A 26,113-nucleotide genomic window follows, 5' to 3' on the forward strand; every position below is an offset into this window, starting at 1 on the left:
CCTCAGACGTTCCGGAAGCGGTTGATGGCGTCGAGGTGCCGCGCGCGCGTCTCGTGGTCGCGCACGCCCAGGCCCTCCTCGGGGGCGAGGCACAGCACGCCGACCTTGCCCTGGTGGGCGTTGCGGTGGACGTCGTGGGCGGCCTGGCCGGTCTCCTCCAGCGGGTAGACCCTGGACAGGGTGGGGTGGATCTTCCCCTTGGCGATGAGGCGGTTGGCCTCGTACGCCTCGCGGTAGTTGGCGAAGTGGGAGCCGATGATCCGCTTCAGGGACATCCACAGGTAGCGGTTGTCGTACTGGTGCAGGTAGCCGGAGGTGGAGGCGCAGGTGACGATCGTGCCGCCCTTGCGGGTGACGTAGACGGAGGCGCCGAAGGTCTCCCGCCCCGGGTGCTCGAAGACGATGTCGACGTCCTCGCCGCCGGTCAGCTCGCGGATGCGCTTGCCGAACCGCTTCCACTCCTTGGGGTCCTGGGTGTGCTCGTCCTTCCAGAACCGGTAGTCCTCGGCGGTGCGGTCGATGATCAGTTCGGCGCCCATCTTCCGGCAGATCTCCGCCTTCTGCGGCGAGGAGACGACGCAGATGGGGGTCGCTCCGCCGGCGAGGGCGAACTGCGTGGCGTAGGAGCCGAGCCCGCCGCTCGCGCCCCAGATCAGGACGTTGTCGCCCTGCTTCATCGCCGCGCCGTTGCGGGAGACGAGCTGCCGGTAGGCGGTGGAGTTGACCAGGCCGGGGGCGGCCGCCTCCTCCCAGGACAGGTGGTCCGGCTTCGGCATGAGCTGGTTGGTCTTCACCAGCGCGATCTCCGCCAGTCCGCCGAAGTTCGTCTCGAAGCCCCAGATGCGCTGCTCGGGGTCGAGCATGGTGTCGTCGTGGCCGTCGGGGGACTCCAGCTCCACGGACAGGCAGTGGGCGACGACCTCGTCGCCGGGCCTCCAGGCGTTGACGCCGGGGCCGGTGCGCAGGACGACGCCCGCGAGGTCGGAGCCGATGACGTGGTACGGCAGGTCGTGGCGCCTGGTCAGCGGCGAGAGCCTGCCGTAGCGCTCCAGGAAGGCGAAGGTCGGCACCGGCTCGAAGATCGAGGTCCACACCGAGTTGTAGTTGACCGAGGAGGCCATGACGGCCACCAGGGCCTCGCCCGGCCCGAGTTCGGGCACCGGGACCTCGTCCAGGTGGATGGACTTGCGCGGGTCCTTGTCGCGGGTGTCCAGGCCCGCGAACATCTCGACCTCGTCCTTGTGGACGGTGATGGCGCGGTAGGACTCGGGGAGCGGCAGGGCGGCGAAGTCGGCCGGCGTGGAGTCGGGCGACTGGATCGCGGCCAGGATGTCCTTCATGGTCACGGTGTTGCCTCCGGCGATGAGCGTCCCGGGCAAGGGGCGCCGAGGGTTGCGGCGGTGCTGCTGAGGTGGTGTGAGGGGGCCGTCGGTCCGGCGGGTGGAGCGGTTCGGCGGCGCTTTGTGGCGCGGGAGGGTGCCTGTGACGCAGGCGTCCGGGCGCGTGGGCCGAAGGCCCGCGGGGACAGCCGGCGCGCGGTGGGTCGCTGCGCTCCGGCCGCCCGGACACCTTCAACGTATGGCACCCTGTGTCAGCCCGCAAGGCACTGGGTGCCAGTAATTGCTCTCAGATGAAATCTTTACGCATCAGATGAGCGATGATCGATCGAAGGGGGCGGTGAGCGGCCGGAAAACGGCCCAGGGCATGACGAAACGGCCACCCCTGCGGGGTGGCCGTCCTCACGGCTCGCGGCGCGGGGACGCGGGCTCAGCGGTCCTTGAGCGCCTGCTCGATCGTGCGCATGACCTCGTCGAGCGGGGCGTCGGTGCGGGCCACGGTCACCAGCACCTCGCCCCGGGCGGAGGCGGTCGCGGCGGCCGGCCGCGGGGCCGCGGTGCGGCCCGCCATGATGCCCGTGCCGAACGTCTTGCGCACGATCGCGAAGGCGTGGTCGAGCTGGGCCTCCACGTCGCCCTGCCCGCCCGCCCGCAGCCAGCGCCGCAGGACGTGGTTGTGGGCGGTGACCACGGCGGAGGCGGCGACCTCCGCCAGCAGCGGGTCGTCGTTGGCGTCGTCGGCGTGCGCGTGCTCGTCGAAGTGGCCGAGCAGGTAGCGGGTGAAGAGGCGCTCGTAGCGGGCCACCGACGCGATCTCCGCCTCGCGCAGGGCGGGCACCTCGCGCGTGAGCTTGTAGCGGGCGACCGAGATCTCCGGGCGGGCCGCGTACATCTTCATGACTTCCTTGATGCCGCGGCACACCGTGTCGAGCGGGTGCTCGTGCGCGGGCGCGGCGTTGAGCACGGCCTCGGCGCGCACCAGGGTGTCGTCGTGGTCCGGGAAGATCGCCTCCTCCTTGGAGCGGAAGTGGCGGAAGAAGGTGCGGCGGGCGACCCCGGCCTGGGCCGCGATCTCGTCGACGGTGGTCGCCTCGTACCCCTTGGTCGCGAACAGCTCCATCGCCGCCGCCGCCAGTTCCCGGCGCATTTTCAGCCGCTGGGCGGCGGCGCGGCCGCCCGCGGTGCTCTCCGGCGCGTCGGGCGCGGCTGGTGTACGTGAGGACTTGGCGGGCTGGGACATGCCCCGAACGTACTGCATGTGCGCAGCTCGGTGCGCATGACCGGGGCCCGTCCGGAGTCCGGGGGGCGGGGGAGGGGTGCCCCGGGCGGGCGCGGACCGCCCGCCCGGGGCCGGCGGCCCGCCCCGGCCGTCACCGGGCCGGAACCGGTCGCCGGACCGCTCAGCGCCTGGCATGCTCGCGAAAGCCCCGGCCGGTCTTGCGGCCGAGGCAGCCCGCGGCCACCAGGTGCTCCAACAGCGGCGCCGGCGCGAGCCCCGGGTCGCGGAACTCGCGGTGCAGGACCTTCTCGATGGCCAGCGAGACGTCCAGCCCGACGACGTCCAGCAGCTCGAAGGGGCCCATCGGGTAGCCGCCGCCCAGCCTCATCGCCGTGTCGATGTCGTCGAGCGAGGCGTAGTGCTCCTGCACCATCTTCACCGCGTTGTTCAGGTACGGGAACAGCAGCGCGTTCACGATGAACCCGGCCCGGTCCCCGCAGTCCACGGGGTGCTTCCCGATCGCGGCGCAGACCTCGCGGACGGTGGCGTGCGCGTCGTCCGCCGTCAGCACGGTGCGGACCACCTCCACCAGCCTCATCGCCGGGGCCGGGTTGAAGAAGTGCATGCCCACCACGTCCTGCGGGCGCGAGGTGGCGCGGGCGCAGGAGACCACCGGGAGGGAGGAGGTGGTGGTGGCCAGGACGGCGCCCGGCCGGCACACCTTGTCCAGCGCGGCGAACAGCTGCCGCTTGACCTCCAGGTCCTCCGCGACGGCCTCCACCGCCAGGCCGACGTCGGCGAAGTCGTCGTAGGTGCCGGTGGGCCGGATCCGGTCCAGGGCCCGTGCGGCGGCCTCGGCGGTCAGCCGGCCCTTGCCGGCGGAGCGGGCCAGGGAGGCGCCGATGCGGGCCTTGGCGGCCTCGGCCTTCTCCGCGCTGCGGGCGGCGAGGACCACCTCGTACCCGGCCTTGGCGAAGACCTCCGCGATGCCGGACGCCATGGTGCCCGAGCCCGCCACCCCGACCGAACGCACGGAGCGTCCGGGAACCCGCGGGCCGTCCTGCCGCGGTGTCAGCGCGTCCGGCACCGCGACCGGACTGCCGGGCGCCTCGTAGGTGTAGAAACCGCGCCCCGCCTTGCGGCCCGTCAGCCCCGCCTCGCCGAGCTGCCGCAGGATCGGGGCCGGGGCGTGCAGCCGGTCGCGGGAGGCGGCGTACATGGCCTCCAGGACGGTGCGCGCGGTGTCGATGCCGATGAGGTCGAGCAGGGCGAGCGGACCCATCGGCAGCCCGCAGCCCAGCCGCATCGCGGCGTCGATGTCCTCGCGGGAGGCGTACTTCGCCTCGTACATCGCCGCGGCCTGGTTGAGGTAGCCGAACAGCAGCCCGTCGGCGACGAAACCGGGCCGGTCGCCGACCGCGACGGGCTCCTTGCCCAGTTCCAGGGCGAGATCGGTGACCGCCGAGACGGCCGCGGGCGCCGTCAGCACGGACGAGACGACCTCCACCAGTTTCATCGCCGGGGCGGGATTGAAGAAGTGCAGGCCCAGCACCCGTTCGGGGCGGGCCGAGTCGGCGGCCAGGCGCGTGACGGACAGGGCGTTGGTGCCGGTCGCGAGGATGGTGTCCGGCCGCACGACGCCGTCCAGTTCCCGGAATATCTGCTGCTTGACCTCGTACGACTCCGGCGCCACCTCGATCACCAGGTCGGCGTCGGCCGCCGCCCGCAGGTCGGTCGAGGTGCGCACCCGGGCGAGGGCGTCCGCGCGCTCCCGCTCGGTCAGCCGTCCGCGGGCGACGGCGCGGGCGGTGGCGGCCTCCAGCGCGGCGAGGGCCCGCGCGGTCTGGGCTTCGCCGATGTCGATGCCGACGACGTCGCGGCCGGCACCGGCCAGGACCTCGGCGATGCCGGTGCCCATGGTGCCGAGGCCGACGACGGCGACGGTCCGGAGCGGGGACAGGGGGGTGTCGGACAGGGGAGAGGCCATCGCGGACTCCAGGAATGAGGGGTGACGACGGGAGGACGCCTCCGGGTGCGCCGACGGGCGCACCGGGTGCGTCGTGCGGGAGGAGTGCGGTGCCGCCGGGCTGCGAACGCACGCGCCCGGTGCCGTCGGGCGGGGCGTGCGCACGCCCGCGCGCGGCGGCCGGACCGGCCGGCCCTGTCCCGAGGCCGAGCCGTACTGCGGTACCCGAGGTACCGGGCCGACGTCCCCCACCGCCTGACGGCGGGGGTGGAGTCCCCGCGTGGCGGCCGCGTCACCAGACCGCCGCGAGGAGCGTCGCGAGTGGATGACTCGCTCGTCTGAGCTTAACCGCCCGGTAACGAGCGCGCCAGCCCCCGTCCTTGGCGGGATGCGTCCGCGATGTGCGCCCCCGGCGGCCGGCCCCCCTAATCTCGGTGCCATGGACGAAGAGTTGCGATCGGTGACGGAGCGTCTGCGGGCCGAGTCCGGGGGCACGGCGGCGTACGAACGCCTCGCGGCGACCGGGGACCGCGACGAACTGGCGGCCGTCCTCACCGAGCCCGGACAGCCCTTGTGGGCCCGGGAACTGGCCGCGTTCCGGCTGGGGCTGGCGGGGGACCGGCGGGCCTTCGAGGCCCTGGTGCTGCTGCTCAACCACCGCGACCCGCCGCGCTGCGCCTCCGCCGCCCACGCCCTCGCCCGCCTCGGCGACCCGCGCACCGCCCGGGCCGCCGCCGCGCTCGCCACCAACGAACTGCGCGTCGCCTACGCCCTCCACCCGGTCCGCCTCCTGGTCGAACTGCGCGCCCCGGAGGCGGTGCCCGCGCTGATCACCACGCTGCGGCGGCGGCTGCGCCCGCACGACCCCTACCGCCGGGTGGCCCTCGCCTGCGTCGAGGGCCTCGGGACGCTCGGCGACCCCCGTGCCCGGCCCGTCCTCGACGAGGCCCTCGCCCACCCGGCCCTGGCCGAGGCGGCGGTACGGGCGCTGGCGCGGATCCCCGGGCGGCGGTGAGGCGGGGCCGGCCCACCGGCCGCCCGGCGCAGCGGATCCCGGGCACGGCGGTACCGTCCACGACGAGGGTCTCGCAACGCCGCTCGGCGGCACCGGGGCCGAGCCGGGGCACTTGTCCCCCGGTCGTGCGGGGGTGTGCCGCCAAGCCGGGTCCGAACGCCCCGATTTGGCGGCCGGAGGCCGGGATGGTTGGCTTGCCCCGACCCTGAGAACCACCTCCTGGAGGAACCCGATGGCGCAGGTCGAGGCCACGACGGAGCGGATCGTCGCCGCGGACGCGGAGACGGTGTTCGACACCCTCGCCGACTACAGCGGCACGCGCGCGAAGCTGCTGCCCGAGCAGTTCAGCGAGTACGAGGTCCGCGAGGGCGGCGACGGCGAGGGCACCCTCGTCCACTGGAAGCTCCAGGCCACCAGCAAGCGCGTCCGCGACTGCCTGCTGGAGGTCACCGAGCCGACCGACGGCGAGCTCGTCGAGAAGGACCGCAACTCCTCCATGGTCACCACCTGGCGGGTCACCCCGGCCGGCGAGGGCAGGTCCCGGGTCGTCGTCACCACCACCTGGAAGGGCGCCGGCGGCATCGGCGGCTTCTTCGAGAAGACCTTCGCCCCCAAGGGGCTCGGCCGCATCTACGACGCGCTGCTGGCCAGGCTCGCCGCCGAGGTGGAGAAGTAGCCAAAAGGTATTTTTCGGGGGCGCGTTGGCGCCCTCACCGGTTCGAGTGATCCCCGCGCGTGCGCCGGCGTGCGCCGTAACTCGTCGCACTTGTTCGCAGTTGCCCCTCCACGCGGGACATGTGCGCAAGTGCGACGAGGGGAGCCACACGTGGCCGGGACGACTCCGGTGCGGGACGAACCGGTCGCCGCGCCTTTCACGACCGGGGCCCCGGAGCCGGCGCAGGCCCCCCCGCTCGGTCCGCGCCGGGTCCGGCTGGTCTTCTGCGGGCTGATGCCGGCGCTGCTGCTCGCCGCCCTGGAGCAGATGATCGTCGCCACCGCGCTCCCGAAGATCGTCGGTGAGCTGCACGGCCTGGACAAGATGTCCTGGGCGATCACCGCCTACCTGCTCACCTCCACCGTCGGACTGCCGATCTACGGCAAGCTCGGTGATCTCTGGGGCCGCAAGGGCGTCTTCCAGTTCGCCCTCCTCGTCTTCGTCGTCGGCTCCGCGCTCGCGGGCCGGGCGCAGACCATGGACCAGCTCATCGCCTTCCGCGCGGTGCAGGGCGCCGGCGCGGGCGGCCTGATGATCGGCGTCCAGGCGATCATCGCGGACATCGTGCCGCCGCGGGAGCGGGGCCGGTTCATGGGTCTGATCGGCGCCGCCTTCGGGCTGGCCTCCGTCGCCGGCCCGCTGCTCGGCGGCTACTTCACCGACCACCTCTCCTGGCGGTGGTGCTTCTACATCAACGTGCCGTTCGGCCTGGTGACCATGGCCGTCGTCGCCGTCGTCCTGAAACTGCCGAAACCGCAAGGCAAGCCCCGCCTGGACGTCCTCGGCTCGCTGCTGCTGGCCGCCGCCTCCACCTGCCTGGTGCTGCTGACCAGTTGGGGCGGCACCGAGTACGCCTGGGACTCGCGCGTCATCCTCGGCCTGGCCGCCGGCGCGCTGGCGGCCACCGTCCTCTTCCTGGCCGCCGAGCGCTTCGCCGCCGAACCCCTCATCCCGCTGCGCCTGTTCCGCGACCCGATCTTCACCATCACCGGCCTGGTCGGCCTCGTCGTCGGCATCGCCCTGTTCGGGGCCGCCGGCTACCTGCCGACCTTCCTGCAGATGGTCGACGGCGCCTCCGCCACCGAGTCCGGCCTGCTGATGCTGCCGATGACGGGCGGCATCGTCGGCGCCTCGATCGTCTCCGGGCAGCTCGTCAGCCGCACCGGGCGCTACCGCGCCCACCCCGTCCTCGGCGGCGCGCTCTGCGTCGTCGGCATGTGGCTGCTGTCCCGGCTCGACACCGACACGCCCCGCCTGCACTACAGCGTCTGGACGGCCGTCCTCGGCGCCGGCATCGGCATGGTGATGCCCGTTCTCGTCCTCGCCGTGCAGAACTCCGTACGCCACGCCGACCTGGGCACCGCCACCAGCGCCAACAACTACTTCCGGCAGATCGGCGGCAGCGTCGGCGCCGCGATCTTCGGGACCCTCTTCGCCGACCGGCTCACCGACGCCCTCGCCGACCGGCTCCCCGCCGGGGCCGGCGCCGGGCTGCCCGCCGCCGAGTCCCTCACCCCGCAGCTCGTCCACGCACTGCCCCCGCGGCTGCGCGACGCCTACATCCAGGCGTACGCCGACGCGATGCCCCGGATCTTCCTCTACCTGGTGCCGGTCCTCGTCCTCGGCCTGCTCCTCGCCCTCTTCCTCAAGGAGACCCCCCTGGTGAACAGCACCGCGCCCCACCACGCCCCCGCCACCGAGACGCGGGCCGCGCCACAGCCGGCCGGCCCGATCCCCCGGGCCCGCTCCCCCCACGCCGCCGGCACCCCCGTCTGCGGCACGGTGCAGCACCCCGACGGCACCGTCGTGCCCCGCGCGGCACTCACCCTCATCGACGTCGCCGGGCAGCAGGTCGGCCGGGGCGCCAGCGGCGACGACGGCCGGTACGCGCTGGGCACGCCGGGCCCGGGGCCGTACGTCCTGATCGCCGCGGCCGGCGGCCACCAGCCGCAGGCGGTCTCCGTGACCGTCGGCGAACGCCCCGTCGAGCTGGACGTCGTCCTCGGCGGCGCCGGACGCCTGGCCGGCACCGTCCTCACCGCCGACGGCACCCCCGTGCGGGATGCCGCCGTCACCCTCACCAACGTGCACGGCGAGGTCGTCGCCAGCACCCGCAGCGGCCGTGAGGGCGGCTACGTCATCACCGAGCTGGTGGCCGGCGAGTACACCCTCGCCGCCAGCGCACCCGCCTTCCGCCCGGCCGCCCTCCCCGTCACCGTCCAGGCCGCCCGGGAGACCCGGCAGGACGTCGAGCTCGCGGGCGGCGCCGTGCTGCGCGGCACCGTGCGGGCCGGTGACGGACGGCCCGTGGAGGACGCGCGGGTGACCCTGCTCGACGCGGCCGGCAACGTCGTCGACACGCTCACCACCGGCCCCGACGGCACCTTCCGGTTCGTCGACCTGTCCTCCGGCGAGTACACCGTGATCGCGGCCGGCTACCCGCCCGTCGCCACCGTGCTCCAGGTGGCCGGAGGCGGACGCACCGAACGCGACCTCCAGCTCGGGCACGAGGACTGACCCGTCCCGGCACCGCTCCTCACGCGGTCCGGTACGGCCGGACCCGCCCCGTTTGCCGTCGGCGCCGCGTGGGGACCCGGCCGCTCATGGACCGTACAACGTCACGTCGCCGCGGCACGCGGCGGAACCGGGCCCTGTGGCTGATGGAACGCCTGGAGAACCGGCCATGGGCCGATCCGGTGATCGACGCACTGCGCACGGGGGTGCGGGCCCTGCCGCTGGGCGGCGGCCGGGACCTGCTCCACGGCAAGTGGGTGGGGCATCCGGTGCACCCGCTGATGGTGCAGGTGCCGATCGGGAGCTGGCTGTCCGCGGGGGTCCTGGACCTGCGGCCCGGCCGCTCCCGGGAAGCGGAGCTGCTGATCGGCGTCGGGCTGGCCGCCGCCGCGCCCGCCGCGCTCGCCGGAGCCGTCGACTGGGCGGATCTGCACCGCCGGCAGTTGCGCGTCGGACTGGTCCACGCGCTGTCCAACACGACCGCCGTCGCCCTGTACGCGGCCTCCCTCGCCTGCCGCGCCAAGGGCCGTACGGCGGCCGGCCGGGTCCTCGGGTACCTGGGGCTGACCGCGGTCGGCGTCGGCGGCGCGCTCGGCGGGCACCTGTCCTACCACCAGGCGGCCGGCGCCAACCACGCCGAGGAGGTCCCGCAAGTCGTCACGGACGGCTGGCACCGCATCGGGGGCGTGGACGAGTTCCCGGCGGGCCGTCCCGTACGGCGCAGCGTGGACGACGTGCCGGTGCTGGTGGTCCGCGAGACCGGCGGCACGGTCCACGCCCTGGCCGAGCGGTGCAGTCACCTCGCGGGCCCGCTGTCCGAGGGAACGATCTCCGACGGATGCGTCACGTGTCCCTGGCACGGCAGCGTCTTCCGGCTCTCCGACGGCTGGAACGTGCGCGGGCCCGCCACGGCGCCCCAGCCCGCCTTCGACACCCGCGTCGTCGACGGCCACGTCGAGGTGCGCCTGCGCCGGCCGGACGGGCAGGCGGACCCGGAGGACGACGGGGAGGAGGCCGCCGGGGCCTGACCGGGCGCGCCCCGGCGGGCACACGCCGGGCATGACGAAGGGGGCGGGCCCCGCCCGGGTGGTACCGCCGCACCCGTCCGCGGCCGGTCCCCGGGCAGGAGTGCCCGCACCGCCCCGGGCGGCGGAAGGCCCGCGCCGGCCCGTGGACGGACGGATCCGCTCTCGCGCCCCGCACGCCGTCACGGGCAGCGGGCTTTCGCGCACGGCCGCCGGAAACACACCGCCGCCCCGGTGATCGGATACCGGACCAGCGGCTACATTGGCGGCACCGTTGCCGTGCGAGGGAGGACGGAGCCGGGCATGAAGATCCTCATCAGCGCCGACATGGAGGGCGCGACGGGCGTCACCTGGCCGGCCGACGTGCTGCCCGGGACGCCCCAGTGGGAGCGGTGCCGGTCGATGTTCACCTCCGACGTCGACGCCGCCGTGCGGGGCTTCTTCGACGGGGGCGCGGACGAGGTGCTCGTCAACGAGGCCCACTGGACCATGCGCAACCTGCTGCTGGAACGGCTCGACGAGCGGGCGCAGATGCTCACCGGACGGCACAAGTCCCTGTCGATGGTGGAGGGCGTGCAGCACGGCGACGTGGACGGCGTCGCCTTCGTCGGCTACCACGCGGGCGCCGGCATGGAGGGCGTCCTCGCCCACACCTACCTCGCCAACTCCATCACCGGGGTGTGGCTGAACGGCGTACGGGCCGGCGAGGGACTGCTCAACGCGCGCGTCGTCGCCGAGTACGGCGTCCCGGTGGTGCTCGTCACCGGCGACGACGTGGCCTGCGAGGAGGCGCTCGGGTACGCGCCCGAGGCGCTGAAGGTCGCCGTGAAGGACCACGTGTCGCGGTACGCGGCCGTGTGCCGGACGCCCGCGCGGACCGCCGCCGAGATCCGGGCGGCGGCCGAGGAGGCGGCGTCGCTGGCGGTGCGTCACGAACCGGTGCGCGGCGGGCCGTACACCGTCGCGGTGGAGTTCGACGCCGAGCACCTGGCGATGGCCGCGACGGTCGTGCCGGGGGTGGAACGCACCGGGGAGCGGAAGGCGGCGTACACGCACGGGACCATGTACGAGGCGATCCGGACGTTCAAGGCGCTCACCACGATCGTCTCGGCGGCGGTGGAGGAGCAGTATGGCTGACCGGCCGGACGAGCGGGCCCTCGACGAGGTCGTCACGTTCACCTCCGACCTCATCCGGATCGACACCGCCAACCGGGGCGGCGGCGACTGCCGGGAGCGGCCCGCCGCCGAGTACGCCGCCGCGCGGCTCGCGGAGGCGGGGATCGACCCCGTCCTGCTGGAGCGGACCAAGGGCCGGACCAACGTCGTCGCCCGCATCGAGGGCACCGACCCCGCGGCCGGCGCGCTGCTCCTCCACGGCCACCTCGACGTGGTGCCCGCCGAGGCCGCCGACTGGAGCGTGCACCCGTTCTCCGGGGAGGTCCGCGACGGGATCGTGTGGGGGCGCGGCGCGGTCGACATGAAGAACACGGACGCGATGATCCTCGCCGTGGTGCGGGCCTGGGCCCGGCAGGGCGTACGGCCCCGGCGGGACGTGGTGATCGCGTTCACCGCGGACGAGGAGGCCAGCGCCGAGGACGGCTCCGGTTTCCTCGCCGACCGGCACGCCGCGCTGTTCGAGGGCTGCACGGAAGGCGTGGGCGAGTCGGGCGCCTTCACCTTCCACGACGGCGCCGGGCGGCAGCTCTACCCGATCGCGGCCGGGGAGCGCGGCACCGCATGGCTGAGGCTGACCGCGCGCGGCCGGGCCGGACACGGATCCAAGGTGAACCGGGAGAACGCCGTCACCCGGCTCGCCGCGGCCGTCACCCGGATCGGCGGGCACGCATGGCCGCCGCGCCTGACCCCGACCGTGCGCGCCGCCCTCACCGAACTGGCCGCCCTGTACGGCATCGAGGCCGACCTGAGCGACGTGGACACCCTGCTGGACAAGCTCGGGCCCGCCGCGAGCCTGGTCGAGGCCACCGTCCGCAACAGCGCCAACCCCACCATGCTGGAAGCCGGTTACAAGGTGAACGTGGTCCCGGGAGCGGCCGTCGCCCATGTCGACGGGCGTTTCCTGTACGGCACCGAGGAGGAGTTCCGCGCCACGCTCGACCGGCTCACCGGGCCGGACGTGGACTGGGAGTTCGCCCATCGCGAGGTCGCACTCCAGGCACCGGTGGACTCGCCGACGTTCGCGCGGATGCGGGCCGCCGTCGAGGCGTTCGCCCCCGAGGGGCACGTGGTGCCGTACTGCATGTCGGGCGGCACGGACGCCAAGCAGTTCTCGCGGCTGGGCATCACCGGTTACGGCTTCGCGCCGCTGAGGCTGCCGGAGGGCTTCGACTACCAGGCCCTCTTCCACGGCGTCGACGAACGCGTCCCCGTCGAGGCGCTCCACTTCGGCGTCCGCGTCCTGGACCGCTTCCTGCGCACGGCCTGAGAGATCCGAGAACCCGAGAGTCCGAGAGAAGGGGACAGCGTGCAGACCTTGGCGTACGGATCGTGGCCCTCGCCCGTGGACGCGGCGCTCGCCGCCGCGCACGACGGGCGCCCGGAGGACGTGGGCTTCGTCGGCGACGAGGTGTGGTGGACCGAGCCGCGGCCCGCGGAGGGCGGGCGGCGCGCACTGGTGCGCAGGCGCGCCGACGGAACCGAGGAGACGGTGCTGCCGGCGCCGTGGAACGTACGCAGCCGGGTCGTCGAGTACGGCGGCCGGCCCTGGGCCGCGGCCGTGGACGGCGGGGGCCCGCTGGTGGTGTTCGCGCACTTCGCCGATCAGCGGCTGTACGCCTTCCGGCCGGGTGCGGGCGAGCCGCGCCCGCTGACCCCCCTCTCCCCGGTCGGTGGCGGACTGCGCTGGGCGGAGCCGCAGCTCATCCCGGAACGGGGTGAGGTGTGGTGCGTCCTGGAGGAGTTCACCGGTGACGGGCCCGCCGACGTGCGCCGGGTCCTCGCCGCGGTGCCGCTGGACGGCTCGGCGGCCGGAGACCGGGGCGCGGTGCGGGAACTCACCGGGGAGCGGCACCGGTTCGTCACCGGGCCCCGCCTCTCGCCCGACGGGCGGCGTGCCGCCTGGCTCGCCTGGGACCACCCGCGCATGCCGTGGGACGGCACCGAACTGGTCCTCGCCGACCTCGCCCCCGACGGCACCTTCCACTCGCCCCGGACCGTGGCCGGCGGACCCGAGGAGTCGATCGCCCAGGTGGACTGGGCGCCCGACGGCTCCCTGCTGTACGCGAGCGACCGCACCGGCTGGTGGAACCTCTACCGCGACGGCAGGCCACTGTGCCCGCGCGCGGAGGAGTTCGGCGGGCCGCTGTGGAAGCTGGGCCGGCGCTGGTTCGCCCCGCTGGAGGGCGGCCTGATCGCCGTCCTGCACGGCCGCGGCGCCCCCGCCCTCGGCGTGCTCGATCCGGAGACCGGCGAGATCGCCGACGCGGTGGGCCCCTGGACCGAGTTCGAGCCCTCGCTCGCCGTGCTCGGCGAGCGGGTGGTGGCCGTGGGGGCGGGCCCGCACAGCGGCTACGAGGTGATCGAACTGGACACGCGGACGGGCCGCGCCCGCGTGATCGGTGCCGCCCACCACGACACCGTGGACCCCGCCTACCACCCCCGGCCCCAGGTCCGTACCTTCACCGGCCCGGACGGGCGTGAGATCCACGCGCACGTCTACCCGCCGCACCACCCCGAGTGCGCCGCCCCCGACGGCGAGCTGCCGCCCTACGTCGTCTGGGCGCACGGCGGGCCCACCAGCCGGGCCCCGCTCGTCCTCGACCTGGAGATCGCCTACTTCACCTCGCGCGGCATCGGCGTCGCCGAGGTCAACTACGGCGGCTCCACCGGGTACGGGCGGGAGTACCGCAACCGGCTGCGCGAGCGGTGGGGCGTCGTCGACGTCGAGGACTGCGCCGCCGTCGCCCGCGCCCTGGCCGACGAGGGCACCGCCGACCGGGACCGGCTCGCCGTGCGCGGCGGCAGCGCGGGCGGCTGGACCGCCGCCGCCTCGCTCGCCGGCACCGACGTCTACGCCTGCGGCACGATCCTCTACCCGATCCTGGACCTGGCCGGCTGGGGGACGGGGGAGACCCACGACTTCGAGTCGCGGTACCTGGAGACGCTGATCGGGCCGTACGCCGAGGTGCCCGAGCGGTACGCGCAGCGGTCGCCCGCCGAGCACGCCGACCGGATCACCGTCCCGTTCCTGCTGCTCCAGGGCCTGGACGACGTGATCTGCCCGCCCGTGCAGTGCGAGCGCTTCCTGGCCCGGATGGCGGGCCGCGGGGTGCCGCACGCCTACCTCGCCTTCGAGGGCGAGGGGCACGGCTTCCGGCGGGCGGAGACGATGGTGCGGGCCCTGGAGGCGGAACTGTCGCTGTACGCGCAGGTCTTCGGCCTGGAGCCGAAGGGGATCCCGGTGCTGGAGCTGACCGGGTGACGTCCATGGAACCCCTGCTGCGTCCGGCCCGGCTCGCCCCCGGCGCCCGGGTGGCCGTCGTCGCGCCCAGCGGGCCGGTGCCCGAGGAGCGGCTCCAGGCCGGGCTCGACGTGCTGCGCGGCTGGGACCTCGACCCGGTCGTGGCGCCCCATGTCCTCGACCGGCACGGCACGTTCGGCTACCTGGCGGGCACGGACGCGGACCGGGCCGCCGACCTCCAGGCCGCCTGGTGCGACCCGTCCGTCGACGCGGTGCTGTGCGCCCGCGGCGGGTACGGAGCGCAGCGGATCGCCGACCTGCTCGACTGGGAGGCGATGCGGGCGGCCGGGCCGAAGGTGTTCGTCGGCTTCAGCGACATCACGGCGCTGCACGAGGCGTTCGCCACCCGGCTGGGGCTGGTCACGCTGCACGGGCCGATGACGGCGGGCGTGGACTTCCTCAAGAACGCGCGGGCGCAGGAGCACCTGAAGGCCACGCTGTTCGCCCCGGAAGAGGTCCGCACGATCGCCTCCGGCGGAACGCCCCTGGTGTCCGGGCGGGCGCGGGGCGTCACGCTCGGCGGCTGCCTGTCCCTGCTCGCCGCCGAACGGGGCACCCCGCACGCCCGGCCCCGCGCGCGCGGCGGGCTGCTGTGCCTGGAGGACGTGGGGGAGGAGACGTACCGGCTGGACCGCTGCCTCACCCAGCTGCTGCGCGCCGGCTGGCTGGACGGGGTTTGCGGGGTGCTGCTCGGGTCCTGGGAGCGGTGCGGGCCCTACGAGCGGCTGCGCCCGCTGTTCGCCGACCGGCTCGGCGGCCTCGGGGTGCCGGTGGTGGAGGAGTTCGGCTTCGGTCACTGCGAGGGGGCGCTGACGATCCCCTTCGGGGTGGCGGCCGAACTCGACGCCGACGCCGGCACGCTGACGCTCGGCGAACCGGCGCTGCGCTGAGCCGGCACGGTACCGGGCCGCCGCCGGGGGCTCTCGGGCGACGGCGGCGGTCCCACCGATCCGGCCACCGGTGGGGCCGGCCCGGACGGGCGGCCAGGGGACACCGGGGCGACCGGGCCGCCGGTGACCGGGGGGTGGCCCGCGGGCGGGCGTCGTAAGCTGGCGCCGTGCCCCACCACGCTTCCCCGTACCTCGCCGAAGGTCCCCGCGTGGGTGTACGCCCCCTCACCCGCGAGGACGGCGCCGAGTTCACCGCCCGGGCGCGGGAGAGCAGGGACCTGCACCGCCCCTGGCTCTTCCCGCCGGACAGCGCCGAGGCGTACGCGGTCTACGCGGGCCGGCTGATCGAGGACCCGGCCAGGGCCGGGTTCCTGGTGTGCGAGAAGGACGACGGTTCCCTCGCCGGTTTCGTCAACATCAACAACATCGTCCGCGGCGGCTTCCTCAGCGGGGCCCTGGGCTACGGCGCCTTCGCGCACGCGGCGGGGCGCGGGCTGATGCGGGAGGGGCTCGGCCTCGTCGTGCGGTACGCGTTCGGGCCGATGGGGCTGCACCGGCTGGAGATCAACGTCCAGCCGGGCAACGCCGCGTCGATCGCGCTGGCCCGCGCCTGCGGGTTCCGGCTGGAGGGCTTCTCCCCGGAGATGCTCCACGTCGACGGGGCCTGGCGCGACCACCAGCGGTGGGCCCTCACCGCCCGGACGGAGACTTCCGGCCGCCCCTCCCCGTGAGCGGGTCCGCGACCTGCGCTCCACGGTCACGGACGATCACCCGGTGGGGTCAGGCGCGGCGGTCGACGTACTCGTACACCGCCCCGTCGGGGTGCCTGGCGATCAGATTGCGGCCCGCCGGGGTCGCGACCGGGCCGGCGATGATGTCCGCGCCCAGTCCGGCGAGAGTGCGGTGGGCGTCCTCGACGTCCGTCACGGCGATCGTCGCGGCGACCTTGCGCAGTACCTCCAGCTCGGACTCCGGTCCGCTCATCAGCAGGAAGCAGCCCACCGCGGCCACCTGGACGCCGCCGCGCTCGAAGCGCAGGGCTCTGCCGCCGGCGAGACGCTCGTAGAAGGGGATCGCTTTCTCCAGGTCGTCGACGCAGACGCGCAGCGTCGCTCCGAGAATCTCCATACGGGTGAGCCTAGTTGGAGCAGGTACCCACGCGCCGCGGGGGTGTCGCGCGGGGCGTTGCGCGTACCGGTCCGACCCGGGTGTCGCGCGCGGTTCCGACCCGGGTGTCGCGCGCGGTGGCCGATGGTGACCGGCGGGGGCGTGGCGGGCCGGCGCGACGGGCCGCGGCGGCCGGGACCCCGGAGCCCGGCCGCCGGGACGGCCCGCCGCCTCAGGTCTCCTGCCGCAGCTGCGGCAGCACCTTCGTGCGGTAGAAGTCGAAGAAGCCGCGCACGTCGGGGCCGATCTGGTTGACGTAGATCCGGTCGAATCCCGCGTCGGCGAACCGCTTCAGCTCCGTCACGTGCTCGTCCACGTCGTCGCCGCACACCCGGTTCTCGCGCACCATGTCCTCGGTGACCAGGGTCTGCGCCTGCTCGAAGTGCCTGGGGGAGGGCAGGACCTGGCCCAGTTCACCGGGCAGCAGCTCGTTCGCCCACAACCGGTGCACGGTCCGCACCGCCGCGTCCCTGTCGGTGTCGTAGCAGACCTTGGTGCCGCCGCTGACCAGCTTCCCGCCGCCCCCGCCCTCGCGGTACCGCTCCACCATCGAGGTGTCCGGCATCATCGTGATGTAGCCGTCGCCGATCCGGGACGCCAGCGCCGTCGCCGCGGGCCCGAAACCGGAGACGTCGATGGGCACGGGCTGGTCCGGGACGGTGTACAGGCGGGCGTTCTCCACCGTGTAGTGCGGGCCGTGGTGGTTCACCTCCTCGCCGGTGAACAGGCGGCGCATGATCTGGACGGCCTCCTCCAGCATCTCCAGCCGCACGTGCGCGGGCGGCCAGGTGTGGCCGACGATGTGCTCGTTGAGGGCCTCGCCGCTGCCGACGCCGAGCCGGAAGCGGCCGTTCGTCATCACCGCGCTGGTCGCCGCGGCCTGCGCCACCACCGCCGGGTGGATCCGCACGGTCGGGCAGGTCACCGCCGTCTCGATCGGCAGCGACACCGCCTCGGAGAGCGCGCCGATCACCGACCACACGAACGGGCTCTGCCCCTGCGCGTCGTTCCACGGGTGGTAGTGGTCCGAGATCCACAGCGCCTGGAAACCGGCCTGCTCGGCCATGCGCGCCTGCTCGATCAGCTCGGCGGGCCCGTACTGCTCGCAGGAGAGGAAGTAGCCGTACTCGGGCATGAGGGGGTCGCCTCCGGGGACGTGGGGGTGGTTCCGGCTCCGGGTTACCCGCGGGCCGGTCCGGAAACCGCCGGTGGGGACCGGTACGGGGCCGGCCGACGTTTGGGTGCCCTGGTCAGGGGGACGTGGAAGGCCCACGAGGTACGCGACAGCCCGGAGGCGAGAGCGTGAGCCGACCCCGCATCGCGATCGTCGGTGCCGGTTTCGCCGGGTACCGGACGGCCCGCGCCCCGTCCCGGTCCACCCGGCGCCAAGCCGGCATCGCCCGGCCGGATGCCGCCGGCCGCTTCCTCCACCCGCTGCCCCGGAACGCCGCCGGGACGCGCGAACCGCGCCGGATCACCCCCTCCCCGCCCGGCGCGCCGCCGCGCGTGCGGCCGGGACCGGGCGGGGCCGGCCGGACCGGTCCCGGCGGGTGCGCCGCGCACCACACCGGCCCCGGGAGTGACGACGGCACCCTCCGTCACGGCCGGCCGGTGCTCGCCCCCGGCAGCGCCGACGGGCCGCCGCCCGTCCCCCGCGCCGCCGGGCACGCCCACGGCTTCCGCGGGCCGCCCAAGGCGCTGTACCCCCGCGACCACGCGACCCGGCGGACGGAACCGGCCGCCGCCGGCGACGATCCCGCGCCCGGTCCCGTCGAACGGTCCGACGCCCTGCGGAAGGAGACTCATGAACACCGGTGAACTCGTCGAACTCGGACAGCAGTTGCGCGTGGACAGCGTGCGCGCGTCCGCCGCCGCGGGCTCCGGGCATCCGACCTCGTCGATGTCCGCCGCCGACCTGATGGCCGTCCTCCTCGCGAACCACCTCCGCTACGACTTCGCCCGCCCCGCCCACCCCGGCAACGACCGCCTCGTCCTCTCCAAAGGGCACGCCTCACCCCTGCTGTACGCCGCCTACAAGGCGGCCGGCGCCATCGACGACGAGGAGCTGCTCACCTTCCGCAAGCTGGGCAGCCGTCTGGAGGGCCACCCCACGCCGCAGCGGCTGCCGTGGGTCGAGACGGCCACCGGTTCGCTCGGGCAGGGCCTGCCGGTCGGCGTCGGCATCGCCCTGGCCGGCAAACGGCTGGACCGCACGGACCACCGGGTGTGGGTGCTGTGCGGCGACAGCGAGCTGGCCGAGGGGTCGGTGTGGGAGGCCGCCGAGGCCGCCGCGTTCGAGAACCTCGACAACCTCGTCGCGATCGTCGACGTCAACCGGCTCGGCCAGCGCGGACCGACCCGGCTCGGCCACGACCTCGACGCCTACGCGCGCCGCTTCCAGGCGTTCGGCTGGCACACCGTCGAGGTCGACGGCCACGACGTGGACGCCGTCGACCGCGCCTACGGCGAGGCCCTGTCCACCCGCGGCCAGCCCACCGCGATCCTCGCCCGCACCCTCAAGGGCAAGGGCGTCGAAGGGGTCGAGGACCGCGAGGGCCTGCACGGCAAGCCGCTGCCCGACGCCGACGAGGCGATCGCCGCGCTCGGCGGCCCCCGCGGCATCCGGGTCCAGGTGCACGAGCCGCCGGCCGCGCGCGCCCCGCGCACGGTGGAGCCCCGGCGCGCCGAGCTGCCCCGCTGGGACATGGGCGAGAAGGTCGCCACCCGCGACGCCTACGGCAAGGCGCTGGCCGCGCTCGGCACCGCGCGCGGTGACGTCGTCGCCCTCGACGGCGAGGTGGGCGACTCCACCCGCGCCGAGTTCTTCGCCAAGGAGCACCCCGACCGCTACGTCGAGTGCTACATCGCCGAGCAGCAGATGGTCGCCACCGCGGTGGGCGTAGCGGCACGCGGCTGGGTGCCGTACGCCTCCACCTTCGCGGCCTTCCTGACGCGGGCGTACGACTTCGTGCGCATGGCCGCCGTCAGCGGCTCCGGCATCAACCTCGTCGGCTCCCACGCGGGCGTCGCCATCGGCCAGGACGGGCCCAGCCAGATGGGCCTGGAGGACCTGGCGATGATGCGGGCGATCCACGGCTCGACCGTGCTGTACCCGTGCGACGCCCACCAGACCGCCCGGCTCGTCGCCGCCATGGCCGATCTGGACGGGATCCGCTACCTGCGCACCTCGCGCGGCGGGAGCGAGGTGATCTACGGGCCCGACGAGGAGTTCCCGATCGGCGGGAGCAAGGTGCTGCGCTCCTCCGGCGAGGACCGCATGACCCTCGTCGCGGCCGGGGCCACCGTGCCCGAGGCGCTGGCCGCCGCCGACGCGCTCGGCCGCGAGGGCATCCCGGTGCGCGTGATCGACCTGTACTCCGTCAAACCCGTCGACCAAGCCACGCTGCGGCAGGCCGCCGAGGAGACCGGCTGCCTGCTGACGGTGGAGGACCACCGCGCGGAGGGCGGCCTCGGGGACGCGGTCCTCGACGCGTTCGCCGACGGGCGGCCCGTGCCGCGCCTGGTGCGGCTCGCCGTCCGTACGATGCCGGGCTCGGCGTCCCCGGCCGAACAGCTGCACGCCGCGGGCATCGACGCCGAGTCGATCGCGGCGGCCGGCCGCCTGCTGGTGGAGCAGGCGGTGGTGCCGTGAGCGGCGACGGGGCCACCCGCGCCGTGCGGGCCGGGCGGCGCACCGTGCAGGTGCACCGCCCGGACAAGGTGCTCCTGCCCGGTGACGGGCGCGCCGGGCAGCCCGGGGCGTACACCAAGGGCGACCTCGTCGACTACCACCGGGCCGTCGCCCCGTTCATGCTGCCGCACCTGCGGGACCGCCCGCTCATGCTGGAGCGGCACCCGGACGGCCTGGACGGCCCCCGGTTCATGCAGAAGAACACCCCCGGGCACTACCCGGAGTGGATCGCCCGGGCCGAGGTGGCGAAGGAGGGCGGCACCGTGTGCCACACGGTGTGCGACGACACGGCCACCCTCCTCTACCTCGTCGACCAGGCCGCGATCACGCTGCACCGCTGGATGTCCCGGACCGGTGCCGTCGACCGGCCCGACCGGCTGGTGTTCGACCTCGACCCTCCCGGCGAGGACTTCGCCCCGGTGCGGGAGGCCGCCTCGCTGCTGCGCGAGCTGCTCGACGAACTGGGCCTGCCCTGCGCGCCGATGACCACCGGATCACGCGGCCTGCACGTGGTCGTCCCCCTGAAGGGGCATCAGGAGTACGACGACGTCCTGGCGTTCGCCCACGACGTGGCCGGCGTGCTCGCCGCCGCCCACCCCGACCGGCTCACCACGGCCGCCCGCAAGAAGGACCGCGGCGAACGGCTCTACCTGGACGTCCAGCGCAACGCCTACGCGCAGACCGCGGTCGCGCCCTTCACCGTCCGGGCCCTGCCGGGCGCCCCCGTGGCCACCCCGCTGTCCTGGTCCCAGCTCGACGACCCCGGCCTGCACGCCCGCCGCTGGACCGTCGCCGACGCCGTCGACCAGGCCCGCACCGACCCCTGGGCCGGGATCGCGAACCGCGCGCGGACCCTGGGGCCGGCCCGGCGGCGGCTGAACGCGCTGCGCGGCTGAACGCGCCGCGCGGCTGTCCTGGACCCCGCTTGAGCAGGCACGCCGTGACCGCCTGCCGACGGACGCGTCTGTGGAGGTTTGGCGAACACGCTTGCGGCCACACGAAGGGGGAGGTGGCCATGTCGAACACGAAGAACACATCCGATTCACAGACCAGGCAAGAGAGTTCACACAACACACAGGACTCTCGCGAAGCGACGGAAGACAACACCGGCACTACCACGCACAGCACGGCGGACCGCCGGCTGAGCCCCATGGAGGTGCTGCGCCAGGCGCGCGAGCAGCTCGCGGAGCTCACCGGGATGGCCGCCGAGTCCGTGTCGTCCTTCGAGCGGACGGAGGAGGGCTGGGCACTGGAGGTCGAGGTCCTCGAACTCGAACGGGTCCCCGACACCATGAGCCTGATGGCGACTTACCAGGTGGAGCTGGACCACGACGGCCTGCTCACCGGGTACCGCCGCGCCGGCCGCTACGAACGCGGCCGGGCCGACGCCCGCGGGCGCGGCGGCCGCTAGGCCGCCCGACCGGACCCACACCCACATCAAGGGAGGAACAGCCGGCATGACTGTCGTACCGGCACAGCAGACCGGTGGTGGAGGCGGAAGCTCCGGCCTCTACGACGTGCTCGAACTCGTTCTGGACCGGGGCCTCGTCATCGACGCGTTCGTGCGCGTCTCCCTGGTCGGCATCGAGATCCTCAAGATCGACGTGCGGGTCGTCGTCGCCAGCGTCGACACGTACCTGCGCTTCGCCGAGGCGTGCAACCGGCTCGACCTGGAGTCCGGGCCACGCAAGAGCCCCGGCCTGCCCGACGTGGTCGGACAGGTCACCGAGTCCGGCGCCCGCGGCAAGTCCAAGGGGGCGCTGTCCGGCGCCGCGCAGACCATCTCCGACGCCTTCAAGCAGGCGCGTGAGGAGGGCGAGGGCGAGTCCCGGCCGCGCGCCCGCAAGACCACGTCCGCCCGCAGGAGGGAGGAGCAGGAGTGAGCACCTACGTCTACGGCATCACCGCGAGCACGCACCCCTCGCTCCCCGAGGGCATGGGCGGTGTCGGCGACCCGCCGCGCCCCGTGCGCATCCTGCGGGAGGGCGAGCTGGCGGCCGTCGTCAGCGACGCGCCCGAGGGGCTGCGTCCCAAGCGCAAGGACCTGCTCGCCCACCAGAACGTGCTCGGCGAGACGGGCGCGGCCGGCTGCGTGCTGCCCATGCGGTTCGGCATCGTCGCCCCGGACGACCGGGCCGTCACCGGGGTGCTGGCCGAGCGCGCCGAGCACTACCGGGAGCGTCTGCGGGCGCTGGACGGACGGGTCGAGTACAACGTCAAGGCCAACCACGTGGAGGAAGCCGTCCTGCACCACGTGATGGCCGAGAACGCGGAGATCCGCGCCCTGGCCGAGGCCAACCGCAAGGCTGGCGGGGGAAGTTACGAGGACAAGATCCGGCTCGGTGAGATGGTCGCGGGCGCGGTCCAGGCCCGGGAGGCCGAGGACGCCGCCGCCCTCCGGCGCGTCCTGGAACCGGCCACCGAGGCCGTGAGCACCGGCCCGGAGTCCACGGGCTGGCTCGCCAACATGTCGTTCCTGGTGGACCGCGCCTCCGCCGAGCGCTTCTTGGCCGCCGTGGAGCAGGCCCGCCGGGACCTGCCGCACCTGGAGGTGCGCGTCAACGGACCGCTGCCGCCGTACAGCTTCGTCGAACCGGGTCCCGCCGAGCCCGCGGCCACCGCGGCCGGCGGCGCGGGTACCGGGGCGGGATGACGGCATGGGCCTGATCTCCGAGGTGCTGCTGCTGCCGTTCGCCCCGGTGCGCGGCAGCGCCTGGGCCATCAAGCAGGTGCTCCGGGAGGCGGAGCGGATCCACTACGACCCCGCCACGATCCGGGCCGAACTCGCGCGTCTGGAGGAGCGGCTGGAGGCCGGTGAGATCAGCGAGGAGGAGTTCGACCAGCAGGAGGACGAGCTCCTGGACCGGCTGGAGATCGCGTCGCGCGGTGGCGCGGGAACGGGCAACGGGACGGCACCATGAATCGAGCGGGACTGGGCCTCGCGGTAGGGGCCGGATACCTTCTGGGACGCACGAGAAAGCTGAAACTCGCCCTCGCCGTCGGCACCCTGGTCGCCGGCAGGCGGATGAACCCGGGTCCGCGGACGGTCGCGCACCTCGTCTCCCGGCAGCTGCGGGACAACCCGCAGCTCAGGGAGATCGGGGACCAGCTGCGGCAGGACCTGCGCGGCGTCGGCAAGGCGGCCTCGGACGCCGTGATCGAGCGGCGGCTCGACGCGCTCGCCGACCGCCTCCACAGCCGTACCTCCCGGGTGCGCGACCAGCTGGCGGGCGGGGCGTCGAAAACGATCGGTACGGGCGGTCCCGGTTCCCGTGGGGCGAAGGACGCCGGGAGCCGCGACGGCTACGACTACGACGACTACGACGACTACGACGGCGACGAGGAACGCGGGGACGGCGAGGACCGGGAGGAGGAGCGGGAGTCCGCGGAGCGGCGCGCGCCGCGTGGCCGCGGGGCGGAGAAGAAGGCCGCGTCGAAGAGGACCGCGAAGAAGGCGCCCGCGAAGAGGACGGCCGGCGGCAGGGCCCCCGTGAAGAAGGCGGCGGAGAAGAAGACCGCGGCGGCCGGGAGGACCGCGGGGCGGACCACCCGTTCCCGGACACCGAAGGGAGGCGGCGAGCGATGACGCGGACCCTCGGACCGGCGGGCTCCGCGGCACGGTCGGCCACGAAGGACAACCCCCTCGCCGACGTGGCGCGCGGCGAGGCCGCCGACCGGCTCAAGGCGGAGGCGCAGGAGTACCTCGCCGCGCAGGCCCAGCGCCTGCTGGTCGGCGTCGGCCGCAAGCTCGGCGAGACCACCGTCAGGCTGAACGACATCGCCGAGGGGAACAGCCCCGGTTTCGCCAGGCTCGCCCTCGGCGTCGGCCGCAAGCTCGCCCAGGGCAAGAGCCCCCTGCGCGCCGCGCTGGAGCTCGGCGCCTCGCGCGCCAAGGACGATGTCGCCGGCGCCCTGAGGAACCTCGGCGGCGGAAGGGGCGGACGCACGGGCGGCGGGCCGACCGTCGTCGTCGAGTACGTCGACGTCGGCGTGCCGCTGCGCACCGCCTATGACCAGTGGACGCGGTACCAGGACTCCAGCGCCTTCGCCGAGGGCGTCAGGAGCGCGCACCGCGCCGGCGGCACGGCCTCCGACCGGCAGCTGAAGGCCTTCCGGTCCCACCGCGGCTGGAAGGCGAGGACCACCGAGCAGATCCCCGACGACCGGATCTCCTGGACGGCGGAGGGCGCCAAGGGCGCCATGAGGGGCGTCGTCTCCTTCCACCGGCTCGCCGACAACCTCACCCGCGTCCTGCTGGTCGTCGAGTACCACCCCAGGGGCCTGGTCGAGAGGGCCGGCAACCTCTGGCGCTCCCAGGGCCGCCGGGCCCGTCTCGACCTGAAGAACTTCGCCCGTTACCTCACACTCGAGGGAGGGGCCGGGGACGGCCGGCGCGGCGGGATCCGCGACGGCGAGGTCGTCCGCGGCCATGAGGACGCCGTCGCGCAGGAGCGGGAAGGCGGGGAACGGGAAGGCCGGGACGCGGACGCCGGGAGCCGGGAGGACGCCGGGGAGCAGGGCGCCCGCGGGCGGTACGAGGGCGACGGGGGCTACGAGGAGGAGGAAGAAGAGGAAGGGGAGGTCCCGTACGCCGAGGAGGGCGACGTGTACGCCGAGGAGGGCGACGCGTACGCCGAGGAGGGCGACGCGTACGCCGAGGAGGGCGACGTCTACGAGGAGGGCGACGCCTGTGCGGAGGAGCCCGAGGAGGAAGCCGAGGTCGAGTACGAGGATGCGCACGCCGGGCGGGGGAGCCGCCGATGACGACCCCCGGCCGACTGCCCGAGCCCTATGGCCAGGGACAGGGCGCCAACCTCGCCGACATCCTGGAGCGGGTGCTCGACAAGGGCGTCGTCATCGCGGGCGACATCAGGATCAACCTGCTCGACATCGAGCTGCTCACCATCAAGCTGCGGCTCGTCGTCGCCTCGGTCGACAAGGCCAAGGAGATGGGCATCGACTGGTGGGAGAGCGACCCGGCGCTCTCCTCGAACGCCAGGAACAAGGAACTCGCCCGGGAGAACGCCGAGTTGCGCGCACGCCTGGCGGAACTGGAGTCGGGCCGCGCACCGGAGGAGGCACCATGACCGGACTGCGGTACGTCTACGCCGTCTGCCGTCCCTTCGGCGCGGCCCTCCAGGCCCAGCTGACGGGGGTCTCGGGTGATCCGCCCAGAGTGCTGAACCACCGCGGGCTGGTCGCCGTCGTCAGCCATGTGCCCGAGGCGGACTTCTCCGAGGAGGCGCTGCGGGCCCATCTGGAGGACCTGGACTGGCTGGCCGCGACCGCCCGCGCCCACCAGCAGGTCATCGACGCGCTCACCGCCGTCACCACGCCGCTGCCGCTCCGGCTCGCGACCGTCTTCCGGGACGACAGCGGCGTCCGCGTGATGATGGAGGAACGGGAGGAGTACTTCCGCCGCACCCTCGACCGGCTGGAGGGGCGCGTGGAATGGGGCGTGAAGGTGTACGTCGAGAGCGACCCCCAGCAGGGCGCCCGGGCGGCGCGGCCGGCCGGCAAGCCGGCGTCGGGCCGTGACTACCTGCGGCAGCGGAGCATGCGGACGCGGGCCCACGAGGACATGTGGCAGCGCGCCGAGGAGTTCGCGACGCGGCTGCACCGCGCCCTGTCCGCCCGGGCCGACGACGCCCGGCTGCACGCGCCGCAGAACGCCGCGCTCTCCGGCGCCGCCGGCCGGAACGTCCTCAACGCCGCCTATCTGGTGCGGCGGGACGTGTCCGAGGAATTCGTGGAAATGGTGGACCGCACGAAGGACGAGGCTCCGGGAATTCGCGTGGAACTCACCGGTCCTTGGGCTGCCTATTCCTTCGCCGGAGAGGACGCCGGGAAAGAGCAGGGGGCGGACGCGGCGGACGCGGCGCGGAATCCCGGGGACACCGCGGGGGAGGGGGCATGACCGTCGTCGAACGCCGTGAGATCGCCCTGGTGGACCTGCTCGACCGGCTGCTGGCCGGCGGAGTGGTCATCACGGGGGACATCACGCTGCGCATCGCGGACGTCGACCTGGTCCGCATCGACCTCAATGCGCTGATCAGCTCGGTCAATGCCAACGTGCCGTCGCCGTGGGGGGAGTGAG

26 protein-coding genes are annotated in these 26,113 nt (G+C 74.3%); 21 read left to right on the forward strand and 5 right to left on the reverse strand.

Translation table 11 applies throughout. From position 1 onward, the window contains the following. Nucleotides 1–2 precede the first annotated feature (2 nt). The 3 genes from ccrA to ACSU6Z_RS24860 all read right to left on the reverse strand — a co-directional run bounded on the left by ccrA (nucleotide 3) and on the right by ACSU6Z_RS24860 (nucleotide 4,543). The gene (gene ccrA, locus ACSU6Z_RS24850; RefSeq protein WP_437050464.1) at nucleotides 3–1,340 is read right to left on the reverse strand and encodes a crotonyl-CoA carboxylase/reductase; all 1,338 of its coding nucleotides are present in this window, start codon (nucleotides 1,338–1,340) and stop codon (nucleotides 3–5) included. Between the two features lie 427 nt (nucleotides 1,341–1,767). Continuing rightward, entirely contained in the window at nucleotides 1,768–2,577 is an 810-nt protein-coding gene (locus tag ACSU6Z_RS24855) for a TetR family transcriptional regulator (protein ID WP_437048877.1), read from the reverse strand. Between the two features lie 160 nt (nucleotides 2,578–2,737). Next, complete coding sequence (locus ACSU6Z_RS24860; protein ID WP_437048879.1) at nucleotides 2,738–4,543, reverse strand: 3-hydroxyacyl-CoA dehydrogenase family protein; 1,806 nt, start codon at nucleotides 4,541–4,543, stop codon at nucleotides 2,738–2,740. Nucleotides 4,544–4,961: 418 nt separating this feature from the next. Between ACSU6Z_RS24860 and ACSU6Z_RS24865 the strand changes: the two genes are divergently transcribed. The 9 genes from ACSU6Z_RS24865 (at nucleotide 4,962) to ACSU6Z_RS24905 (ending at nucleotide 15,889) form a co-directional block, all read left to right on the forward strand. Then, nucleotides 4,962–5,537 (forward strand): adenylosuccinate lyase, encoded by a 576-nt coding sequence (locus tag ACSU6Z_RS24865; protein WP_437048881.1) that lies wholly within the window; start codon nucleotides 4,962–4,964, stop codon nucleotides 5,535–5,537. A gap of 232 nt (nucleotides 5,538–5,769) precedes the next feature. Then, nucleotides 5,770–6,213: an SRPBCC family protein gene (locus tag ACSU6Z_RS24870; protein WP_437048882.1), complete on the forward strand. Its 444-nt coding sequence runs from the start codon at nucleotides 5,770–5,772 to the stop codon at nucleotides 6,211–6,213. A gap of 150 nt (nucleotides 6,214–6,363) precedes the next feature. After that, entirely contained in the window at nucleotides 6,364–8,769 is a 2,406-nt protein-coding gene (locus tag ACSU6Z_RS24875; protein ID WP_437048884.1) for an MFS transporter, read from the forward strand. Between the two features lie 86 nt (nucleotides 8,770–8,855). Further along, nucleotides 8,856–9,794, forward strand: coding sequence for a Rieske 2Fe-2S domain-containing protein (locus tag ACSU6Z_RS24880; RefSeq protein WP_437048886.1), 939 nt, complete (start codon nucleotides 8,856–8,858; stop codon nucleotides 9,792–9,794). A gap of 300 nt (nucleotides 9,795–10,094) precedes the next feature. Then, entirely contained in the window at nucleotides 10,095–10,928 is an 834-nt protein-coding gene (locus ACSU6Z_RS24885; protein WP_437048888.1) for a M55 family metallopeptidase, read from the forward strand. Further along, on the forward strand, nucleotides 10,921–12,234 hold the full coding sequence (locus ACSU6Z_RS24890) for a M20/M25/M40 family metallo-hydrolase (RefSeq protein ID WP_437048890.1): 1,314 nt from the start codon (nucleotides 10,921–10,923) through the stop codon (nucleotides 12,232–12,234). The genes ACSU6Z_RS24885 and ACSU6Z_RS24890 overlap by 8 nt, the downstream gene beginning before the upstream one ends. 39 nt (nucleotides 12,235–12,273) lie before the next feature. Next, nucleotides 12,274–14,229 (forward strand): prolyl oligopeptidase family serine peptidase, encoded by a 1,956-nt coding sequence (locus ACSU6Z_RS24895; RefSeq protein ID WP_437048891.1) that lies wholly within the window; start codon nucleotides 12,274–12,276, stop codon nucleotides 14,227–14,229. 5 nt (nucleotides 14,230–14,234) lie between these two features. After that, complete coding sequence (locus ACSU6Z_RS24900) at nucleotides 14,235–15,158, forward strand: S66 peptidase family protein (RefSeq protein ID WP_437050466.1); 924 nt, start codon at nucleotides 14,235–14,237, stop codon at nucleotides 15,156–15,158. 167 nt (nucleotides 15,159–15,325) lie between these two features. Next, nucleotides 15,326–15,889 carry a GNAT family N-acetyltransferase gene (locus ACSU6Z_RS24905; RefSeq protein ID WP_437048893.1) on the forward strand — a complete coding sequence of 188 codons (564 nt, stop codon included), beginning with the start codon at nucleotides 15,326–15,328 and terminating at the stop codon, nucleotides 15,887–15,889. Between the two features lie 49 nt (nucleotides 15,890–15,938). Here the strand turns inward: ACSU6Z_RS24905 and ACSU6Z_RS24910 are convergent, their stop codons facing one another. Continuing rightward, a complete protein-coding gene (locus ACSU6Z_RS24910; RefSeq protein ID WP_437048895.1) occupies nucleotides 15,939–16,286 on the reverse strand; it encodes a VOC family protein in 348 nt (115 codons plus the stop codon). A gap of 211 nt (nucleotides 16,287–16,497) precedes the next feature. Continuing rightward, nucleotides 16,498–17,460, reverse strand: a complete 963-nt coding sequence (locus ACSU6Z_RS24915) for an LLM class F420-dependent oxidoreductase (RefSeq protein WP_437048896.1) — start codon at nucleotides 17,458–17,460, stop codon at nucleotides 16,498–16,500. A 167-nt stretch (nucleotides 17,461–17,627) separates the two neighbouring features. On the opposite strand from ACSU6Z_RS24915, the gene ACSU6Z_RS24920 reads away from it, so the two are divergent. The 12 genes from ACSU6Z_RS24920 to ACSU6Z_RS24975 all read left to right on the forward strand — a co-directional run bounded on the left by ACSU6Z_RS24920 (nucleotide 17,628) and on the right by ACSU6Z_RS24975 (nucleotide 26,112). After that, nucleotides 17,628–18,143 carry a hypothetical protein gene (locus ACSU6Z_RS24920; RefSeq protein ID WP_437048898.1) on the forward strand — a complete coding sequence of 172 codons (516 nt, stop codon included), beginning with the start codon at nucleotides 17,628–17,630 and terminating at the stop codon, nucleotides 18,141–18,143. Further along, complete coding sequence (locus ACSU6Z_RS24925) at nucleotides 18,130–19,977, forward strand: transketolase (RefSeq protein ID WP_437048899.1); 1,848 nt, start codon at nucleotides 18,130–18,132, stop codon at nucleotides 19,975–19,977. Before ACSU6Z_RS24920 ends, ACSU6Z_RS24925 begins: the two co-directional genes overlap by 14 nt. Further along, the gene (gene ligD, locus ACSU6Z_RS24930; protein WP_437048901.1) at nucleotides 19,974–20,912 is read left to right on the forward strand and encodes a non-homologous end-joining DNA ligase; all 939 of its coding nucleotides are present in this window, start codon (nucleotides 19,974–19,976) and stop codon (nucleotides 20,910–20,912) included. The genes ACSU6Z_RS24925 and ligD overlap by 4 nt, the downstream gene beginning before the upstream one ends. A 119-nt stretch (nucleotides 20,913–21,031) precedes the next feature. Next, nucleotides 21,032–21,427 carry a gas vesicle protein gene (locus tag ACSU6Z_RS24935; RefSeq protein WP_437048902.1) on the forward strand — a complete coding sequence of 132 codons (396 nt, stop codon included), beginning with the start codon at nucleotides 21,032–21,034 and terminating at the stop codon, nucleotides 21,425–21,427. 46 nt (nucleotides 21,428–21,473) lie between these two features. Then, nucleotides 21,474–21,899 carry a gas vesicle structural protein GvpA gene (locus tag ACSU6Z_RS24940; RefSeq protein WP_437048903.1) on the forward strand — a complete coding sequence of 142 codons (426 nt, stop codon included), beginning with the start codon at nucleotides 21,474–21,476 and terminating at the stop codon, nucleotides 21,897–21,899. Beyond that, on the forward strand, nucleotides 21,896–22,669 hold the full coding sequence (locus ACSU6Z_RS24945; RefSeq protein ID WP_437048905.1) for a GvpL/GvpF family gas vesicle protein: 774 nt from the start codon (nucleotides 21,896–21,898) through the stop codon (nucleotides 22,667–22,669). The genes ACSU6Z_RS24940 and ACSU6Z_RS24945 overlap by 4 nt, the downstream gene beginning before the upstream one ends. A gap of 4 nt (nucleotides 22,670–22,673) precedes the next feature. Then, entirely contained in the window at nucleotides 22,674–22,937 is a 264-nt protein-coding gene (locus ACSU6Z_RS24950) for a gas vesicle protein GvpG (RefSeq protein ID WP_437048906.1), read from the forward strand. After that, the gene (locus ACSU6Z_RS24955; protein ID WP_437048908.1) at nucleotides 22,934–23,602 is read left to right on the forward strand and encodes a DNA primase; all 669 of its coding nucleotides are present in this window, start codon (nucleotides 22,934–22,936) and stop codon (nucleotides 23,600–23,602) included. Before ACSU6Z_RS24950 ends, ACSU6Z_RS24955 begins: the two co-directional genes overlap by 4 nt. After that, nucleotides 23,599–24,780 (forward strand): SRPBCC family protein, encoded by a 1,182-nt coding sequence (locus ACSU6Z_RS24960; protein WP_437048910.1) that lies wholly within the window; start codon nucleotides 23,599–23,601, stop codon nucleotides 24,778–24,780. The genes ACSU6Z_RS24955 and ACSU6Z_RS24960 overlap by 4 nt, the downstream gene beginning before the upstream one ends. Next, nucleotides 24,777–25,103, forward strand: coding sequence for a gas vesicle protein (locus ACSU6Z_RS24965; protein WP_437048911.1), 327 nt, complete (start codon nucleotides 24,777–24,779; stop codon nucleotides 25,101–25,103). The genes ACSU6Z_RS24960 and ACSU6Z_RS24965 overlap by 4 nt, the downstream gene beginning before the upstream one ends. Beyond that, complete coding sequence (locus ACSU6Z_RS24970; protein ID WP_437048913.1) at nucleotides 25,100–25,933, forward strand: GvpL/GvpF family gas vesicle protein; 834 nt, start codon at nucleotides 25,100–25,102, stop codon at nucleotides 25,931–25,933. The genes ACSU6Z_RS24965 and ACSU6Z_RS24970 overlap by 4 nt, the downstream gene beginning before the upstream one ends. After that, entirely contained in the window at nucleotides 25,930–26,112 is a 183-nt protein-coding gene (locus ACSU6Z_RS24975; protein ID WP_358785502.1) for a gas vesicle protein, read from the forward strand. The genes ACSU6Z_RS24970 and ACSU6Z_RS24975 overlap by 4 nt, the downstream gene beginning before the upstream one ends. Nucleotide 26,113 lies beyond the last annotated feature (1 nt).

Source organism: Streptomyces sp. enrichment culture, assembly GCF_964273145.1.
Taxonomy (GTDB): Bacteria; Actinomycetota; Actinomycetes; order Streptomycetales; family Streptomycetaceae; genus Streptomyces.